Annotated in this window: 16 protein-coding genes; 8 read left to right on the top strand and 8 right to left on the bottom strand. The window is 71.7% G+C overall.

The genetic code is table 11. The annotated features are described in order from the left end of the window. The first annotated feature begins 168 nt into the window (after positions 1 to 168). Positions 169 to 810: a DedA family protein gene (locus VHD82_RS23560; protein ID WP_325707831.1), complete on the top strand. Its 642-nt coding sequence runs from the start codon at positions 169 to 171 to the stop codon at positions 808 to 810. Here VHD82_RS23560 and VHD82_RS23555 read toward each other — a convergent pair. The 3 genes from VHD82_RS23555 to VHD82_RS23545 all read right to left on the bottom strand — a co-directional run bounded on the left by VHD82_RS23555 (position 807) and on the right by VHD82_RS23545 (position 3,304). Then, positions 807 to 2,273 (bottom strand): SulP family inorganic anion transporter, encoded by a 1,467-nt coding sequence (locus VHD82_RS23555; protein ID WP_325707828.1) that lies wholly within the window; start codon positions 2,271 to 2,273, stop codon positions 807 to 809. The genes VHD82_RS23560 and VHD82_RS23555 overlap by 4 nt on opposite strands. A 62-nt stretch (positions 2,274 to 2,335) precedes the next feature. Further along, complete coding sequence (locus VHD82_RS23550; protein ID WP_325707825.1) at positions 2,336 to 2,926, bottom strand: carbonic anhydrase; 591 nt, start codon at positions 2,924 to 2,926, stop codon at positions 2,336 to 2,338. Positions 2,927 to 2,977: 51 nt separating this feature from the next. Next, positions 2,978 to 3,304 (bottom strand): hypothetical protein, encoded by a 327-nt coding sequence (locus tag VHD82_RS23545; RefSeq protein WP_325707822.1) that lies wholly within the window; start codon positions 3,302 to 3,304, stop codon positions 2,978 to 2,980. 225 nt (positions 3,305 to 3,529) lie between these two features. Between VHD82_RS23545 and VHD82_RS23540 the strand changes: the two genes are divergently transcribed. Further along, complete coding sequence (locus VHD82_RS23540) at positions 3,530 to 4,465, top strand: formylglycine-generating enzyme family protein (protein WP_325707974.1); 936 nt, start codon at positions 3,530 to 3,532, stop codon at positions 4,463 to 4,465. Here the strand turns inward: VHD82_RS23540 and VHD82_RS23535 are convergent. Then, complete coding sequence (locus VHD82_RS23535; protein ID WP_325707819.1) at positions 4,462 to 5,556, bottom strand: sn-glycerol-3-phosphate ABC transporter ATP-binding protein UgpC; 1,095 nt, start codon at positions 5,554 to 5,556, stop codon at positions 4,462 to 4,464. The genes VHD82_RS23540 and VHD82_RS23535 overlap by 4 nt on opposite strands. Before the next feature lie 87 nt (positions 5,557 to 5,643). On the opposite strand from VHD82_RS23535, the gene VHD82_RS23530 reads away from it, so the two are divergent. Beyond that, positions 5,644 to 6,819 (top strand): ROK family transcriptional regulator, encoded by a 1,176-nt coding sequence (locus VHD82_RS23530; RefSeq protein WP_325707816.1) that lies wholly within the window; start codon positions 5,644 to 5,646, stop codon positions 6,817 to 6,819. Here VHD82_RS23530 and VHD82_RS23525 read toward each other — a convergent pair. Further along, positions 6,785 to 7,774: a hypothetical protein gene (locus VHD82_RS23525; protein ID WP_325707813.1), complete on the bottom strand. Its 990-nt coding sequence runs from the start codon at positions 7,772 to 7,774 to the stop codon at positions 6,785 to 6,787. The two genes, VHD82_RS23530 and VHD82_RS23525, sit on opposite strands and share 35 nt — an antisense overlap. Before the next feature lie 77 nt (positions 7,775 to 7,851). Here VHD82_RS23525 and VHD82_RS23520 point away from each other — a divergent pair, with 77 nt between their 5' ends. Beyond that, positions 7,852 to 8,373, top strand: coding sequence for a PadR family transcriptional regulator (locus VHD82_RS23520; protein WP_325707810.1), 522 nt, complete (start codon positions 7,852 to 7,854; stop codon positions 8,371 to 8,373). Between the two features lie 116 nt (positions 8,374 to 8,489). Beyond that, a complete protein-coding gene (locus VHD82_RS23515; protein WP_325707807.1) occupies positions 8,490 to 11,612 on the top strand; it encodes an AfsR/SARP family transcriptional regulator in 3,123 nt (1,040 codons plus the stop codon). On the opposite strand, the gene VHD82_RS23510 is transcribed toward VHD82_RS23515, so the two are convergent. After that, positions 11,609 to 12,022 (bottom strand): DUF6010 family protein, encoded by a 414-nt coding sequence (locus VHD82_RS23510; RefSeq protein ID WP_414637568.1) that lies wholly within the window; start codon positions 12,020 to 12,022, stop codon positions 11,609 to 11,611. The two genes, VHD82_RS23515 and VHD82_RS23510, sit on opposite strands and share 4 nt — an antisense overlap. A gap of 279 nt (positions 12,023 to 12,301) precedes the next feature. Between VHD82_RS23510 and VHD82_RS23505 the strand changes: the two genes are divergently transcribed. Together VHD82_RS23505 and VHD82_RS23500 are read left to right on the top strand one after the other, a co-directional pair. Beyond that, positions 12,302 to 12,760 (top strand): SRPBCC family protein, encoded by a 459-nt coding sequence (locus tag VHD82_RS23505; RefSeq protein WP_325707801.1) that lies wholly within the window; start codon positions 12,302 to 12,304, stop codon positions 12,758 to 12,760. Positions 12,761 to 12,864: 104 nt separating this feature from the next. Beyond that, positions 12,865 to 13,965, top strand: coding sequence for a cobalamin-independent methionine synthase II family protein (locus tag VHD82_RS23500; RefSeq protein ID WP_325707799.1), 1,101 nt, complete (start codon positions 12,865 to 12,867; stop codon positions 13,963 to 13,965). A 16-nt stretch (positions 13,966 to 13,981) separates the two neighbouring features. On the opposite strand, the gene VHD82_RS23495 is transcribed toward VHD82_RS23500, so the two are convergent. Next, the gene (locus VHD82_RS23495; protein WP_325707797.1) at positions 13,982 to 14,509 is read right to left on the bottom strand and encodes a DinB family protein; all 528 of its coding nucleotides are present in this window, start codon (positions 14,507 to 14,509) and stop codon (positions 13,982 to 13,984) included. Positions 14,510 to 14,597: 88 nt separating this feature from the next. On the opposite strand from VHD82_RS23495, the gene VHD82_RS23490 reads away from it, so the two are divergent. Next, positions 14,598 to 15,551, top strand: a complete 954-nt coding sequence (locus VHD82_RS23490) for a YafY family protein (protein ID WP_325707794.1) — start codon at positions 14,598 to 14,600, stop codon at positions 15,549 to 15,551. Here VHD82_RS23490 and VHD82_RS23485 read toward each other — a convergent pair whose 3' ends face one another. Further along, a complete protein-coding gene (locus VHD82_RS23485; protein WP_325707791.1) occupies positions 15,552 to 17,435 on the bottom strand; it encodes an ABC transporter ATP-binding protein in 1,884 nt (627 codons plus the stop codon). Positions 17,436 to 17,501: the final 66 nt, after the last annotated feature.

The following is a 17,501-nucleotide window of genomic DNA, read 5'->3' as shown; positions in this document are numbered from 1 at the left end:
GCTCGTCCGGTTGCTCGACGGCCAGACCCCCGTGTCCGAACGGCGTCCACCGGTTGAAGGAACAGCCGGGGGAGCACCCGGCCCGGACACGGGGGTTATCCGGATGTCGCGGGCGCTCCTGACCCGGCAGTCTGAAGCCGGAAGATCCACAAGCAAGGGGGAACGCCAGTGGACGTCCACCAGCTGTTGTCCACCGGCGGCGCGGTCCCGCTCTGGCTTTACCTGTTCCTCGTGCTGGTCACGGCCGCGCCGATGGTGCCCAACGCGGCGATCGTCGCGGCCTGCGGGGCGCTCGCGGCACAGGGGCGGATGGTGCTGCCGGGCGTGGCGGGCGCCGTGCTCGTCGGCACGCTCGCCGGTGATGCCGCCGTCTACCTGGCCGCCAGGTGGTTGTGGCGCCGGACCGGCCGGGGCGGGGGCGGCCGGTTCCGGCGGGTCGCGGAGAGCGCCGCCGGCCGGCTCGGGCGGCACGGCCCGGCCGTGCTCATCGCGCTCCGGTTCGTCCCCGGCGGGCGGGCGACGGGAGCGGCCGCCGCGGGGCTGAGCCGGTTTTCCGGCCGCCGTTGCCTTGGCGCTGCGTTCGTCGCGGAGGCGGCGTGGACGGGCACTTACGTGACGATCGGCTACACCGGCGGCGCGCTGGCGCCCGGCCCGCTGCCGGCGCTGGCCGCGGCCACGTGCCTGTGCGCGCTCACCGGCCTCGTCGGATTTGTCTTGCGGCGCAGGCGAAGCCGCCGTGCCGCGCCGGAGCGGACCGAGTGGAGTGACCGGCCGGCTCCGGCCGACACGCCGGCGCGGGTGGCCGCCTAGCTCGTGGCCGGGGGGATGACGGTGATGGTGCGGCCGTGCGCGCGCTGGCGCTGAATCCATTCCCGCACGGCTTCCTGGCAGGCGTGGTCGTAGTGGCCGAGCGCGCCACAGTCGATCACCGCCTCGCCGTGCGGCGGGAGGTCCTCCAGCGCCCGGTTGAGCCGGGGCACCCGCAGGAACGTGGCGTGCCCGGCCAGCCGCAGCCGCGTGGCACCGTCGCCGGTGGTCACCAGGACCTGCAGATGCGACAGCTCCCACGCGGTCTTGACCAGTGCCGCGACCACCCCGATCAGCACGCCCTCGAACAGCGTGGTGGCCACGATCGCCGCCGCCGTCACGAGCAGCACGACGGCCTCGCCCCGATGCGTCCGCCACACCTGCGCGACCTTCGCCGGTGACACCAGTTTCCAGCCCGCGTGCAACAGCAGCGCGGCGAGCGCCGCGACCGGGACCACGTTGAGCACCTGCGGCACGGCCACCACGAACACGAGCAGCCAAACTCCGTGCAGTACACGGGAAAGCCGCGTGCGCGCGCCTGCCTGGACGTTCGCCGAACTGCGCACGATCACCGCGGTCATCGGCAGCGCGCCCAGCGCCCCGCATACGGTGTTGCCCACGCCCTGCGCGATCAGTTCGCTGTCGTACTTCGTGCGAGGGCCGGTGTGCATCCGGTCCACCGCGGCCGCGCTGAAGAGGCTTTCCGCCGACGCGATCAGCGCGAACACCAGGACGCTGCCGATCAACGTGCCGTCCACCAGCCCGGTCAGCTGCGCCGAACCGGGCGGCTGGATCACGTCGGCCAGCGAACCGACCTCGAGCCGGGCGGCCGGCAGGCCGAGCATCACCGTCACCAGGACGGCGGCGAGCACGGCCGCCAACGGCGCGGGGACGAACTTCGACACCACGGGAACCCGCGGCCACAGCGCGATCACGAGCACGGTCAGCAGCGCGATGCCACCGGCTGCCGCCGAAGCACCGCTGAACAGGGACGGCAGACCGGTCAGGTTCGCCAGCGCGCCACCAGGGGCCGAGCGGTCCAGGGCGGCGTAGAGCTGGCCGAGGATCAGCACCGCGCCGATCCCGGCCAGCATTCCCTGCACGACCCCGCTGGAGATCGCCTGGAACCAGCGGCCGACGCGCAGCACGCCGAACAGGATCTGCAGCAGCCCGGCGCCGAGCACCACCGCGCCGAGCCCGGCGAGCCCGTGCCGCTGGACGAGATCGAGCGTGATCACGGTCAGACCCGCGGCCGGCCCGCTGACCTGGAGACTGCTGCCGGGCAACAGCCCGGTGACCAGCCCGCCGACGATGCCGGTGACGATGCCGAGCTCGGCCGGCACGCCGGAGGCGACCGCGACCCCGACGCACAGCGGCAGGGCGACCAGGAACACCACCACCGACGCGGTCAGGTCGGGGCGCAGGGACTGGCTGAGTTTTTCCTTGCGGGGCAAGGTGATGGGCATGAGGACTCCTCGATGTCGTTGGCGCGCGGCGGCACTGCCGGCACGGGGAGCAGGCCGGCCGCTCAGAGCGGCCGGAAGGAGCGGGTGGCCGGGTCGAACGTCGTGACCGCGCCGGTGTGCACCTCGTAGTACCAGCCGTCGACGGTCAATTCGCCGGATGCGGCCAGGTCACGGACCCGCGGGTGACTGTCCAAAGCGGACAGCTGGTTGGCCACGTGGTCCTCGACGGCACCGCGCAGCGAACGGTCGTCCCCGGTGTCCCGCACGCGCGACAGATGTGGTTGCCGCAGCCAGCGGGACAGCGCGGGCCCGGTGCCCCCGCCGGCCGAGAGCAGCCCGGCCACCGCGCCGCAGTGCGAATGCCCGCACACGACGATGTGCCGGATCCCCAGCTGGGTCAGGGCGAACTCGATGGTGGCGCTGACTCCGCAGGCGTTGCCGCCGGGGTAGCGCGGCACGATCGCGCCCGCTGTGCGCAGCTCGAACAGCTGGCCGGGGCGGGCGTCGGTGAGCCGCGCGGGCATCACGCGCGAGTCGGAGCAGCTGATGAACAGCATCGCGGGCCGCTGGCCTTCGGCGAGGGGCGCGTAGTCGGCGTCCGTGATGCGGGAGCGGAACGTGCGGGCAGCATCGATGAGGTGTTCGGCAGCCAAGACAAGTCCTTTGTGGAGAGTGCGAAAAGGGGCGCGGTGCGGGACTTGTGCTCAGCAGCGATGCACGCAGAGGAGTTCGAGCGCCGGCGCGGCCGAGACCGCCGCGGCCTCGAATGCGGGCGGCTTCTCCGGTGGCGGCGCCCATCGCGCCGGGCGGGGTGGCACAGGGGCGGAATCCGCACGCTCGGGGGTGCTGGGCCGCACCCTGATGTCCGGCGCGGACGGGTCGTGACCGGCGGGGCCACGACCTTCGGAATCGGTGCTGGTGACCGGCGCCGCGAGCTGGGCTTCGGCCCCGCCGGCCGGGATGGTGTGCGCGAGCAGGACGGCGAACATGAGGGCGAGCAGCACGACGGCGGCCTTGGAACGCCCGGCCACGGCACCCCCGGATGTCGTCAGTCGTTCACGGACTCTTGCGCGGTGCTTGTTGCCCACCATCGTGCCCGAATTATCCGTTTCGTCGAGACATTGCGGCCGGGATCACACGATCGGGTGAGACGGCACGGGCACTGTCCAAAATGGATGGACGGTCGGAGTGTGCCGGACCGGGCCGCCGGACACCGCGCGCGGTGCGGCTACTGTGCAGGTGAAGGAGGGGTGATCGTGTCCAGTTGCTGTCCGCCCTCCCGCTCCGGCGGGGAGTCCACGGTGGCCGCGGTGTCCGGCCCGGCGACCGGCACCGCGGGCAGGATAGTGCTGCCTGGCGGGACGTTCCGGATGGGCACCGAGGACGCGGACGGGTTCCCCGACGACCGCGAGGGCCCGGTGCGCGCGGTGACCGTCGGCCCGTTCGCGATCGACCCGTACGCGGTCACGAACGCGCGGTTCGCGGAGTTCGTGGAGGCGACCGGATATCGCACCGAGGCCGAGCGGTTCGGCTGGACCTTCGTGTTCGCCAGGTTCGTACCGGGGCCGCTGCGCAAGGATTCACCGCGGCCGGAGCAGGCGCCGTGGTGGTGCGGGGTTTCCGGGGCCTACTGGGCCGCGCCGGAGGGGCCCGGTTCCTCGGTGGACGAACGGGCGGAGCACCCGGTGGTGCACGTGTCGTGGAACGACGCACTGGCGTACTGCGCCTGGGCGGGTTCCCGGCTGCCGACCGAAGCGGAATGGGAGTACGCCGCGCGCGGCGGGCTGGACCAGGCCCGCTTCCCCTGGGGCGACGAGCTCATGCCGGGCGGGGAGCACCGGTGCAACATCTGGCAGGGCCGGTTCCCGGTGCACAATACCGAGGAGGGCGGCCACCTCGGCACCGCGCCGGTGGATGCGTTCCAGCCCAACGGTTTCGGGCTGTACAACGTCGCCGGCAACGTGTGGGAGTGGTGTGCGGACTGGTTCGACGAGACCGGGACGCACCGCGCCATGCGCGGCGGCTCGTACCTGTGCCACGACTCCTACTGCAACCGCTACCGGGTGGCCGCCCGCACGGCGAACACGCCGGACTCCTCCAGTGGAAACCTGGGCTTCCGCACCGTCGCCGACGTGAACCGAAAGCGCGCCCCGGCCGCCGCGGTGAGCGACGGCCGGGGCGGCCGGAACTAGAGCCTTTCCCCGGTTTCGGGGTGGAAGGCGTGCACCTCGTCGCCTTCGGCGATCGCCACCTCGACCGTCTCGCCGAGGCGCGGCGGGCGTCGGGCGTCGCCGCGCACCACGAAGCGTTCGTCCTGGCCGTTGACGCGGATCGAGCCGTGCACGTACGCGTCGGCGCCGAGCTCTTCGACCAGCTCCACGGTCAGCTTCGCGGCAGGCTCGCCCGCGGCCGCCAGGCGCAGTGACTCGGGACGCAGGCCCAGGATGACGGTGTCCACGCCGGCGTCTTGAGCCGCCGTCATCGTCGCGCGGGGGAGTGCCACGGTGAGCCCGTCGAGCTGCGCGCCCTCCGGCGACAGCCGCACGGTCTTGAGGTTCATCGCCGGGGAGCCGATGAACCCGGCGACGAAGGCGTTTTTCGGCCGCTCGTAAAGGTTGCGCGGGGTGTCGCACTGCTGGAGCTCGCCGTCCTTGAGCACGGCCACCCGGTGCCCCATCGTCATGGCCTCGACCTGGTCGTGGGTCACGTAGATGGTGGTGGTGGCGAGGCGCTTCTGCAGGGCGGCGATGTTGGCGCGGGTCTCCACGCGCAGCTTGGCGTCCAGGTTCGACAGCGGCTCGTCCATCAGGAACACCGCGGGTTCACGCACGATCGCGCGGCCCATCGCGACGCGCTGCCGCTGCCCGCCGGAGAGCGCCTTGGGCTTGCGGTCGAGGTATGGGGTCAGGTCGAGCATCGCCGCCGCTTCCCGCACGCGGCGGCTGATCTCGGACTTGGCGATGCGCTTGAGCTTGAGCGCGAAACCCATGTTCTCCGCGACCGTCATATGCGGGTACAGCGCGTAGGACTGGAACACCATCGCGATGTCGCGGTCCTTCGGCGGGGTGTTGGTGACGTCGCGGCCGCCGATCTCGATCGAGCCCTCGTCCACGTCCTCCAGCCCGGCCAGCATCCGCAGCGCCGTCGACTTGCCCGAGCCGGACGGGCCGACCAGGACCAGGAACTCGCCGTCGGCGATGTCCAGATCGAGACTGTCCACCGCGCGCACCGGCGGGGAGCCGGGGTAGAGCCGGGTGGCCTGCCGGTAGCTGACTTCTGCCATGGTGTCCGCCTTTCGGTGATCGGCACCTGTCTACCCGGGCCTGCCTCGCTCTCGCCAGAATTCGTAAATTCAGTAAACTTACCAATTGTGAGCACGACTGCCGCCGGTGCCGGGCCCGCCTCGACGCACCGGCACAACGTCGCGTTGCTGATGCGGCTGATCGCGCGCTCCGCCCCGGTGTCCCGGGTCGAGCTGGCGCGGCGCTGCGGGCTGACGAAGGCCACGGTGTCTTCGCTGGTCAACGACCTGATCGCGGCGGAGCTGGTGCGAGATCTCGGGCCGGGGCAGGGGAACGGGCCGGGCCGCCCGGCCGGGCGGCTGGTGCTCGACCCGTACGGGCCGGTGGCGGTCGGGCTGCAGTTCGCGGCGGACCACATCGCGGGCGTGGTCGTGGACCTGTCCGGGCGGCCGGTCGCCCGCCGCGTGCGCCGGACGGAGGTCACGGGCCTGGAACCGGAAGCCGCCACGCGTGCGGCCCGCCCGGTGCTGCGGCGGCTTTTCGAGGACGCGACCGCGGCCGGCCGGCTGATCGCCGGGGTGGGGGTCACCGTCGGCGGCGTGGTGCGCGGCGGCCGGGAACCGATGCTGACGTGGGCACCCGCGCTGGGCTGGCGGGAGGTCGACCTGCGGGCGCTGGTGAGCGCCGAACTGCGCGCGGTCGATCTGTTCGGCGTGGAGGTGTTCGCGGCCGGGGAGGTGGCGTGCGCCGCGCTGGCCGAGTACCAGGCCGGTGCCGCGCAGGATTGGCTGTACCTCGGCGGCGAGGAGGTGATCGGCCTCGCGGCGCTCGACCCGGCCGTGCCGCTGGCCGGGGATCTCGGGCACGTGCGGGTGCGGCGGCGTGGCGAGCCGTGCCCGTGTGGTGGGCACGGCTGCCTGGACCGCTACGCCGGGCGCGCCGCGATAGCCGCCGCAGCCGGGCTCGACGGCCCGGGGCCCTCGCGGCTGCTCGGCGACGAGGATCCGCTCGCCGCCCGGGTCCGGCAGGGGGACGAGGCGGCGTTGCGCGCGCTCGACAGGGCGGCGGACGCGCTGGCCGAGGCGCTGCTCCCGGTGCGTGCCCTGCTGGCGCCGGAGACGATCGTCCTTGGCGGGTGGCTGGGCAGCCTTGGCGAGCCGTTTCGGAAGCGCGTGCTGGACCGGACCGGCCCCGGGCTCACGGTGCGGCAGGCCAAACTCGACCCGGACGCCGCCCTGCGCGGCGCCGCGGGCACCGTGATCGCCCGGCTCATCGAAGATCCGCTGGCGTGGATGGACGGCTGACTGTCGCGAGTGGACTGTGCGTGGCGATCAGCCGCCGCACCACGTCGAACGCGGGCTTGGCGGTGTAGTCGTCGTGCAGCAGGCCGAACCGGTTCATCCGGGGCCCGCTGCTGTTCCCGTCGCGCAGCCCGAACAGTTCGTAGGTGTCCACGTTCAGTTCCGCTGCCAGCTCCAGCACGGCACCGGCCACTTCGCCGAGCACCTGCGCCTGTCGTTCCTCGCTGTGTTCGGGGCCGGTCGGCCAGCCGGTTTCGGTGACGTGCAAGGGAACGCGCGCGGGGATGCCGATCCCGGTCGCCGACTCCCGGAACGTGCGCAGCACGAACCGGACCGCGTCCCGGAGCCCTTCGGCGGGCACGGGCCGGAAGACGTCCGGGAAGAAGTCGAGCCCGACGAAATCGATGCGGGCGAGTGTCTCCTCGTGGGCGTGCGCGCGCACGGTGGACCAGAACGGATCGCCGGGCATGGTGACGGCGGCGTTGAACCCCACGAGCACGTCGGCGCCCAGCCGGTCGCGCTCGTCCAGCGCCGCGACGAGCCCGGCCGCGAACGCGTCGAAACAACCGGGCCTGCCGCCGTCCAGGGGCAGGCCGACGTTGAGTTCTTCGCAGACCTGGACCTTGCCGCCGCCCAGCTCGGCGACTTCGCGTACGCATGCGGCGGCCCAGCGCGCATATCCATCGGGATCGGCTTCGGAGCTGCTGTAACCGGCGACGAGATCCGCGACCCGGCCCTCGCCGACGTACGGCGCCAAGCTCACCGGTGTCGCCGGGCGGGCGAGCCCGTCGATGTCGTAACCGCGATAGGACCGGACGTAGAACCGCTCGGCCGCGCCCGCCAGCTCCCGCAATGCGGTGGTGGTGCGGGCGGCGTCCTCGGGCGGCACGTCGATGAAAGTCTCCAGCCGGACGAGATCGCGGTCGACGACACCGGGCCAGACACCGAAGGTGACCATGCTGCTCTCCTATTCGTATACGAACATTTGCCCGCGGACCGTACTCGTATACGAACACTTCGCGCTACCATGGCCCGGTGCCGCAGAACGCCATGGACAACCCGCTGGTCCTGCCGATGCTCGGCCTGCTCGCGGAAAGCCCGCGTCACCAGTACGCGCTGTTCGCCGAGCTGCGCGACCGGTATGCCTTTCTCCGGGTGAAGACCTCGACCGTCTATACGCTCGTGGGCACGCTGGAGCGGCGAGGGCTCGTCGAACTGGACGAAACGGTCACGCTCACCAAGGCCGGTCTCGCCGAGCTGGCGCGCCGGGTCGAAGCGCACCTACTGGAGGCCGATCCGAACGCCGACCCCAAGTTCGCGATCGCGCTGGCCTACCTCGGCGTCCTCCCGCGCGAGCACGCCGCCGTCCTGCTGCGGGAACGCGCGGGGAAGCTGAAGGAAGACCTGCGGGCGACCAGCGAGGTGCTCCGGCGTTCCGGCGTGGCGGAGCTGCACATGATCGAGGGGCATTTCCTGGCCTCCCGCCTCCGCCACGACGTGGCCTGGCTGAACCGGGTGGCGGATCGTATCGACCGCAGTGAGCTGAATTGGCCTTAGTGTCCATTTCGGACTGAACCGGCGCCGGTCTCGCCGAACCGATCCGGCACCCTGAGTTGGCTACAATCAAGCGCCCGCCGAACCGGCGGCCGGGTCCCGAGCCGAGCAGGAACACCATGTCGTTCGAGCCAATCGCGGTGCGCTACCGGTTGCTGGGGCCGGTGGCGGCGTTCCGGGACGGCGAGCCGATCGCCCTCGGCGGGCGCGGGCAGCTGACCCTGCTGGCCGCGCTGCTGCTGCGCCCCGGCGCCGTGGTGCCCGACCAGCAGCTGATCGACCTGCTGTGGCCGGACTCCCCGCCGGTGAGCGCGCGCGGGCAGTTGCAGGTCCGCGTCTCGGAGCTGCGCAAGACGCTGGGCCGGGAGGCGATCGTCCGCCGCAGTCCCGGTTACCTGATCGAGGCCGGCGCGGTGGACCTCGCCGAGTTCGGCGAGGCGGTGGAGCTGGCGGGCAGGGAGATCGCCGCGGGCGAGGCGCGGGCCGGCGCGGACCGGCTTCGTGAGGCGCTGTCGTGGTGGCAGGGCGAGCCGCTGGGCGGGGCGAACGACGAGCTGCGCGGCCGGTTCGTGCCGGCGCTCGACGAGCAGCGCGTCGCGGCGATGGAACAGCTCTTCGAGGCGGAGCTGAGCCTGGAACGGGCCGAGGTGATCGGCGAACTGCGCGCCGCCTGCGAGGCCTACCCGTTCCGTGAAAGCCTCCGTGCCCAGCTGATGCGGGCACTCCGGCAGGCCGGCCGGCCCGCGGAGGCGCTGGCCGGGTATGAGGAGTTCCGGCGGCGCCTGGACGAGGAACAGGGCATCGAGCCGGGCTCGGGGCTGCGCGAGCTGTATCTGCGGATGCGCGGGGGCGACGAGCCGGCGCGGCCCGTGCGGCCCGCCGAACTTCCCTATGGCACCAACGGTTTCGCCGGTCGCGCCGCCGAGCTCGCGGAGCTGGACGAAGCGCTGGAGGGCCAGCGGGCGACGGGCGTGCAGGTGTGGCTTCTGCACGGCGTGGCCGGGGTGGGCAAGTCCGCGCTCGCGGTGCACTGGGCACGCCGGGTGCGCGCGCGGTTCCCCGACGGCCAGCTGTACGTGAACATGCGGGGCTTCGACGCGGACCGCGCCCCGGTGACCCCGGCGCTCGCGCTCGAACAGCTGCTGGGTTCGCTGGGCGAACCACAGCGGGCCTCTTCGGGTCCGGACGCGAAGGCGGGCCGGTACCGGTCGCTGCTGTCGGACAAGAACGTGCTTTTGTTGCTGGACAACGTCAGCGACGCCGCACAGGTGCTGGAGGTGCTGCCGCCGTCGGGCACGGTGCTGGTCACCAGCAGGCACCGGCTCAACGAGCTGGTCGTGCGCACCGGGGCGCGGTGCGTGCAGCTGGACGTCCTGCCGGACGAGGACGCGGCGGCGTTGCTGCGCGGCGCGCTGGGCGAGGCGCAGGTGGCGGCGGAGGCCGACGCGGCCGCAGCGCTGGCGTCGTTGTGCGGGCACCTGCCGCTCGCTTTGCAGATCGCGGCGGCGAACGTGCGCTCCGCGCCGCAGCCGCGGATCACCGATCTGGTCGCGGAACTCTCCTCGGGCGACAGGCTGCACGCGCTCACGCTGGACGGCGCGGAGGACAGCACGGTCATCCGTGCCTTCGACGCCTCCTATCACGCGCTTTCCCCGGAGCTGCGGGAGGCTTTCCGGCTGCTTGCGGTCATTCCCGGGGCGGATTTCGGGCCCGCCGTTGCGGCCGCGGTCACCGGCCTGCCGGTGGACGTGATCTCGCGCAGGCTCAACATGCTGACCGCGGCGCATCTGCTGGAGCAGCACGCCCCGCGCCGGTACCGCTTCCACGACCTGGTGCGCGAGTACGCGTTGGGGAAGTCGCGGGCGGAAGACAGCGCGGAGCAGACGGAACCGTGGCGCCGGCTGGTGGAGTTCTACGTGGCCACGACCGATTCCGCCGTGGCGCCGCTGGCCTCGTCGCTGCGCCTGCCGCGCGAAAGCGAGGTGGTGACCTCGTACGGGAACGTCTTCGCCGACGCGAAGTCGATCTCGGCGTGGGTCGAGACGGAGCAGGTGAACATCTTCGCGGCGCTCCGGCAGGCGGTGGCCTCCGGCCCGTTCCCGCTGGCCTGGTATTTCGTCGACAACGTCCGCATCATGGGGCACGGCTACGGAACCTGGACCGCGTGGATGGAGATCGCGGGCGACATCGTGGCGGCCGCGCGGCGGCGTGGCGAGGTCAGGCTGGCGGCCCTGGTCCAGTACAGCGTGGCGAACGCGCTGGTCATCCACGGCGAAATGGACCGGGCCATCGAGGCACTGACCAGGGCCGTGCGGGCCCACCGGGCGGACGGCTGGCGGGAGGCGGAGGCGGCGACGCTGGCCGCGCTCGGCATCGCGGTGCGGCGCGTCGGGCGGCTCACGGAGGCCACGGGCTACCTCCGGCAGGCCGGCGAGATCCACCACGCGCGCGGGTTCCAGGCCGGGGAGCTGACGGTCTTGGGTAATCTCGGGTACGTCTACTGGCAGGCGGGGCAGCTGCTGGAGGCGAGGGAAAGCCTGGACCGGGCCCTGGAGCTGGGCCGGCGGATGAACCTGCCTTCGTCCGAAGGGATTCTGCTCGTCTCGGTCGGGCTCGTGTTGCTGGCACAGGGAAAACCGGCCGATGCGGAAGCGGCGTTCCTGCGGGCCAGGGACGTGCACAGCGAATTGGGCAGCCCGTTCGGGCAGGCCTTCGCGCTCGCCGGGGCGAGCCTCGCGCGTGGCGATCAAGGGGATCACGAGCGAGCGCGGGAGCTGGCGCGGACAGCCATGAATCTGGCGCGCAGCGGCGAGCACCGGGAGGCCGAGGTGCGCGCCCTGAATGCCTTGGGCCGCGCGGAAAGCGCGCTCGGGCTGGTCGAGAGCGCCCGGGAGCGGCAGCGGGAGGCGCTGGCGGTCGCCCACCGCGTCGAGGCGCCGTGGGACGTGGCCGAGACGCTGACCGGGATGTGCTGGGTCGAGCTGGACGCCGGGGATGCCGGGGCCGCTGTCCGGCATGGGCTCGCGGCGCTGGAACTGACGCGGAAGCACGAGTTCCGCACGCTCGAGGCGCGCGCGTTGCTGGGCCTGGCTCGTGCGTATCGCGAGCTGGGTGACGACGAGGCCGCCGTCATTCACCTGCGAGAAGCGCGAGAACTGTGCGAGAGCCGCGGCTTCGCCGTGTACTACGGCGAAGTGGCGGCGCTTTCGGTCCACTATGGACAGCAGGACGGTCTCGCTTAGCGAAGCACTCGGGCGGCCTGGCTCCGGGCTGTCGTCCGGAGACCGCGGACGAGTTCGCGCGGCGTCCGGCCGCCCCCGAGGCACCACATGGCGATCACCGGGTCACAGATCGCGCAGCCCAGCGAAGAGTCGTGGGCGAACGGGAGGATCGGGCTGCCCTTGAGGTGGTGCACGACGTCCCAGGCGGCGTGCAGGAGCCAGCCGGCACCGATCCACTTCCAGGACTCCAGCCCACGGTAAGCGACGTACAGCGCTAGCACGGAGAACGGGATCTCCCACGCGCCGAAGGAACCGGAGCTGAAGTAGGCGCCACCGGCCCCGGCGACGACGACCGCGTTGACCTTCCGCCGGTGCGGCTCGCGGACGAGTGACATCAGTGCGGCGTAACAGATCGCGATGACGACTGGCATGACGTAGAGCATGACTGTGGCGGCTCTTTCCCTTGGCGTGACTGCGCTTCCGTCAGGCTAGGGTCGTCGGCCGCACGCCGGAAGCGGCGAGATCGCCACCTTCACGCGGATTCTCGCCAAGCCGCGCGGCTCGTCTACAAAGGACGGCACTTGTTCATCGGCGGCCCGAATGTCACAGCCCGGCACGTCCGGTGATCGCTCGTCACGGTGCGCACCGTTCCGGCACGGTTTCGGCACGAATCCGGCCGGGGGACGCCGGTTCGGGTTAGGCTCGCCCGCATGTACACCACGCGGGTGTCCCGGTACGTCAATGCCGCTCGTGCCGACGTCTTCCGGGCGCTGACCGACCCCGAGGCGGTCGCGAAATGGCGGGCCCCGGACGGGATGACCGGTGAGGTGCACGAGTTCGACGCCCGCGAGGGCGGTCGCTTCCGCGTCTCGCTCACCTACGACGCGCCCGGCCAGGCGGGCAAGTCCGGCGCGCGGACCGACACCTACCAAGGTCATTTCGCCGAGCTGGTGCCCGACGAGAAGGTGGTCGAGGTGATCGAGTTCGAGACCGGGGACGAAGCCCTGCGCGGCGAGATGACCATGACCACCTCGCTCACCGACGCGGGCAGCGGCACGGAGATCGTCATGACGCACGAGGGCCTGCCGGACGCGGTCCCGCCGGAGGACAACGAGACCGGCACCCGGATGTCGCTGGAGAACCTGGCCCGCCTGGTGGAGGGCCACTGAGCACAGTGGCCCCGGACCGCTCCCGTACCGCTGTCCGTCCACAAGCGACACCACCGGCCGCCGGCTGACAGCCCGGTGCGGACGCGCCCGGCTACGTTCCGCTCATGGACGAATTTCCCCGCGCGACGCATGTGGGCAGCCTGCTGCGACCGGAACCGCTCCTGCGGGCGAGGGCCGGGTACGCGAGAGGCGAACTCGGCCTCGAAGAGCTGCGCCGGATCGAGGAGGAGTCGATCGTGGCGGCGCTGCGGCTGCAGCGGGACGCCGGGATCGGCGGCTACACCGACGGGGAGTACCTGCGCACCGATTTCATGAGCCGGCTCACCGAAAACTCCGACGGCTTCGTCGAGCAGGCCCCATCGCTGGAGTGGCAGTCGGGGGAGACCGCGCGGGAGGACGGGGAGATCCTCAAGCTCATCGGCGGCAAGCTCGCCTACCGTGACCGGTTCACCGCCAGGGAGGCGCGCATCCTGGCCCGGCACGCGCCCGGCCCGTTCAAGATCTCCGTGCCCGAGGTGACCAACTTCGTGGTCGCCAACTGGCAGGCCGGGGTCAGCGACGGACAGTACCCGAGCCGCGCCGACATCGTCGAAGACCTTGCCGCGATCGTCCGGCAGGAGGCCGAGGCGCTGGCCGCCGACGGTGTCCCGCAGGTGCAGATCGACGCGCCCTGCCTGATCAGCTTCGCCAACCCCCGGATGATCGCGATGTACGAGGCCGAGGGTATCGACCCGCGGCAGCTGCTGCGCCGGTGCGTCGAGGCCGACCGGACCATCGTGGAAACGTTGCGCGCACGCGGGGTCCGGGTCGGTATGCACATCTGCCGCGGCAACTACCGGGGCCAGTGGTTCAACGAGGGCCACTACGACGCGATCGCCGCGGAGGTGTTCGCCTCGCTGCCGGTCGACCACTGGCTGCTGGAGTACGACACCGAACGCGCGGGCGGGTTCGGGCCGCTGAGCCAGGTGCCCGAAGGCGTCGGCGTCGTGCTGGGCCTGATCACCACGAAGAGCGGCGAGCTGGAGAACCTGGACGCGCTGGCCCGCCGCGTGGACGAAGCCGCGCGCCAGGTGCCGCTGGACCGGCTCGCGGTCAGTCCCCAGTGCGGGTTCGCCTCCGAGGTGCAGGGCAACCCGCTCACCTGGGACGACCAGCGCCGCAAGCTCGATCTCACCGTGCGGCTCGCCTCACGCGTCTGGGGCTGACCCGGCGGCCCGCGGCTCAGCCCATCGTCTTCGCGCCGTCGAGGGACTCGCGGATGATGTCGGCGTGGCCGGCGTGGTGAGTGGTCTCGTTCGCGATGTGCAGCAGTGTGCGGCGGGCCGACTGGGTCGCGACGCCCTCGTACCACGGGGCCTTCGGCAACGTCTGCCGCGCGTCGAGATCGGCCAATGTCGTGACCACTTCGTCGGTGCGGGTGGCCACTTTTTCGTACTCCGCGAGGATTCCGGCCAGCGTGTCGCCCGGCAGCATCCGGAACTCCTCGGCCCGGCGCTGGAAGTCCGCCTCGGTCATCGCCGTGAAGTCCGGCATCGCCTTGGTGCCCTCGAGGATGAAGTCCACCCAGCTCCGCTCGACGGAGGTCACGTGCTTGATCAGGCCACCGAGGCACAGTTCGCTCGCGGTGGTCCGGCGCCCGGCCTGCTCGTCGGTCAGGTCGCGGACGGTGAAGCGCAGGAAATGCCTTGCCTTGGCCAGGGTGTCCAGGATGTCGGCGCGTTCGCCGGTGGTCGGTTCGGGTGCGGTCATCGTGCTCACCTTCCTCGTCGGGTCTGAAAACCAAGCTATCGGGCATAGCGGCCACTTTCTGTCCTCAATGCGGGGCAGAATGAAGGACATGGCGAACACCAGCAGCCGGACGCTGCGCCTGCTTTCCCTGTTGCAGACCCACCGGTACTGGCCGGGCACCGAGCTGGCCGCCCGGCTGGAGGTCTCGGTGCGCACGCTGCGCCGGGACGTCGACCGGCTCCGCGAACTCGGCTATCCCGTCGAGGCGCAGCGTGGCGTGGACGGCGGGTACCAGCTCGCGCCGGGCGCCGCGCTGCCGCCGCTCGTGGTCGACGACGAAGAAGCTGTCGCGCTCGTGGTCGGGCTGCAGGCCGCGACGCAGGGTGCGGTGGAGGGGATCGCCGAATCTTCGGTACGCGCGCTGGCCAAGGTGGTGCAGGTGATGCCGGCCCGGCTGCGCCGCCGGGTCGACGCGCTGCGCGCGATGACGGTGCCGGCGGCCTGGGGCAGCTCCGCGGACGCCGGCGTCGACCCCGCTGTGCTCACCACCGTCGCGCTGGCCTGCCGGGACAACGAACGGCTCCGGTTCGCCTACACCGCGGCCGGCGGCCGGGAGTCCGGCCGGCACGTCGAACCGCACCGGCTGGTCGCGCTCGGCCACCGCTGGTACCTCGCCGCCTACGACCTCGACCGCCACGACTGGCGCCGGTTCCGGGTGGACCGGCTTTCGGCCCCGGAGACGACCGGCGCGCGGTTCCGGCCGCGGGAACTGCCCGCCGCGGACGCCGCCGAGTTCGTCCGCGCCGGTCTGGAGAGCCAGGCGAACCCGTACCGGGTGGAGGCGGTCCTCGAAGCCCCGGCGGAGGCCGTGCGCGAACGGATCGGCCGGTGGAGCACGGTCGAGGAAGCCGGCGCCACCCGCTGCCGGGTGCGGATGACGACCGACTCCCTGGACTGGCCGATCATGGCGCTGGGGATGACCGGCGCCCGGTTCCGCGTGCTGGCGCCACCGGAGCTGCGGACGCGGCTGCACGAGTGGGGCGACCGGTTCGGCGCCGCGTGATCAGTCCACTGTGGACACCTCGGCCTTGGCGAACTGCGCGGAGTAGAGCCGGTGGTAGGCGCCCTCGGACTTGATCAGCTCGTCGTGCGTGCCCTGCTCCACGATCCGGCCCGACTCCATCACCAGGATCAGGTCGGCGTCGCGGATGGTGGAGAGCCGGTGCGCGATCACGAAGCTCGTGCGGGACGTGCGCAGCGCCGCCATCGCGTGCTGCACCAGCGCTTCGGTGCGGGTGTCCACCGAGCTGGTCGCCTCGTCGAGGATCAGCAGCGACGGCCGGGCCAGGAACGCCCTGGCGATGGTCAGCAGCTGCTTCTCCCCGGCGCTGACGTTGCTGCCTTCCTCGTCGATCACCGTGTCGTAGCCCTCGGGCAGGGTGCGCACGAACCGGTCGACGAACGTGGCCTTCGCGGCGGCCACGATCTCCTCCCCGGTCGCGTCCGGCCTGCCGTAGGCGATGTTGTCCCGGATCGTGCCGCCGAAGAGCCAGGTGTCCTGCAGCACCATGCCGATCTGCGAGCGCAGGTCCTCCCGCTTGAGCTTGGTGATGTCCACCCCGTCGAGCGTGATCCGCCCCGCGCCGAGCTCGTAGAACCGCAGGATCAGGTTCACCAGCGTGGTTTTCCCCGCGCCGGTCGGGCCGACGATCGCGACCGTCTGACCCGGTTCGGCGACCAGTGACAGGTCCTCGATCAGCGGCTGCTCCGGCCGGTAGGAGAAGCTGACCTCCTCGAACTCGACCCGGCCGTGCCGCTCCGGAGCGACCTCGGCGTCGGCCGCGTCGGGCTCCTGCTCTTCGGCGTCGAGCAGTTCGAACACCCGCTCCGCGGACGCGACCCCGGACTGCATCAGGTTCGCCATGGACGCGACCTGCGTCAGCGGCTGGGTGAACTGGCGCGAGTACTGGATGAACGCCTGCACCTCGCCGAGCGTCATCGCGCCCGAGGTGATCCGCAGCCCGCCGACGACCGCGACCACCACGTAGCTGAGGTTGGACAGGAACATCATCGCGGGCATGATCAGCCCGGACACGAACTGCGCGCCGAGCGCGGCGCCGAACAGGTCGTCGTTGCGGCGCCGGAACTGTTCCTCCGACTCACGCTGCCTGCCGAACACCTTCACCAGCTGGTGCCCGCTGAACGCCTCCTCGATATGCGCGTTGAGCGTGCCGGTGTACTTCCACTGCGCGATGAACTGCTTTTGCGAGCGCTTGCCGATCCGCGCCGTCACGATGATGGAAATCGGGATGACCGCGATCGCGATCAGGGCCAGCAGCGGCGAGATGGCCAGCATCATCACCAGCACGCCGAGCACGGTCAGCACCGAGGTCAGCAGCTGGCTGAGCGTCTGCTGCATCGTGGTGGAGATGTTGTCGATGTCGTTGGTGACCCGGGAAAGCAGCTCACCGCGCGGCTGTCCGTCGAAGTACCGCAACGGCAGCCGGTGCAGCTTCGCCTCGATGTCCGCGCGCAGTCTGTACATGATCCGCTGCACGACGGCGTTGAGCAGGCGGCCCTGCAGGTACGCGAACAGCGACGAGGCGACGAACAACCCGAGCACCCAGCCGAGTTTCCCCGCCAGCGCGGAGAAATCGATGCCCGCGCCGGGCACCCCGCGCAACCGGCCGAGCACCCCGTCGAAAATCACGTCGGTGGCTTCGCCGAGCAGTTTCGGCCCGGCGACCGACAGCGCCACGGCCGCCACCCCGAGGGTGACGACGGCGGCGAGGCTGATCCGCTCCGGCCGCATCCGGCCGGCGAGCCGCCGCGCGGACGGCCCGAAGTTCTTCGCCTTGCTGACCGGCATGCCCATCCCGGGCATGCCCCGGCCCATCGGACCGCCCCCAGGGCGCGCCGCCGGTGTTCTGTTTTCAGTGCTCGTCATGCGCACTCCTTGTCGGACGCGGCAAGCCGTGGCTGCGTCTTCGCGTCGGCCGGCATGGTGTCTGAT

Source organism: Amycolatopsis sp. (assembly GCF_035546795.1).
In the GTDB taxonomy this organism is placed as follows: Bacteria; Actinomycetota; Actinomycetes; order Mycobacteriales; family Pseudonocardiaceae; genus Amycolatopsis_E.
Note: the sequence above shows the minus strand (reverse complement) of the source record. Positions and strands in the feature narration are given on the sequence as shown.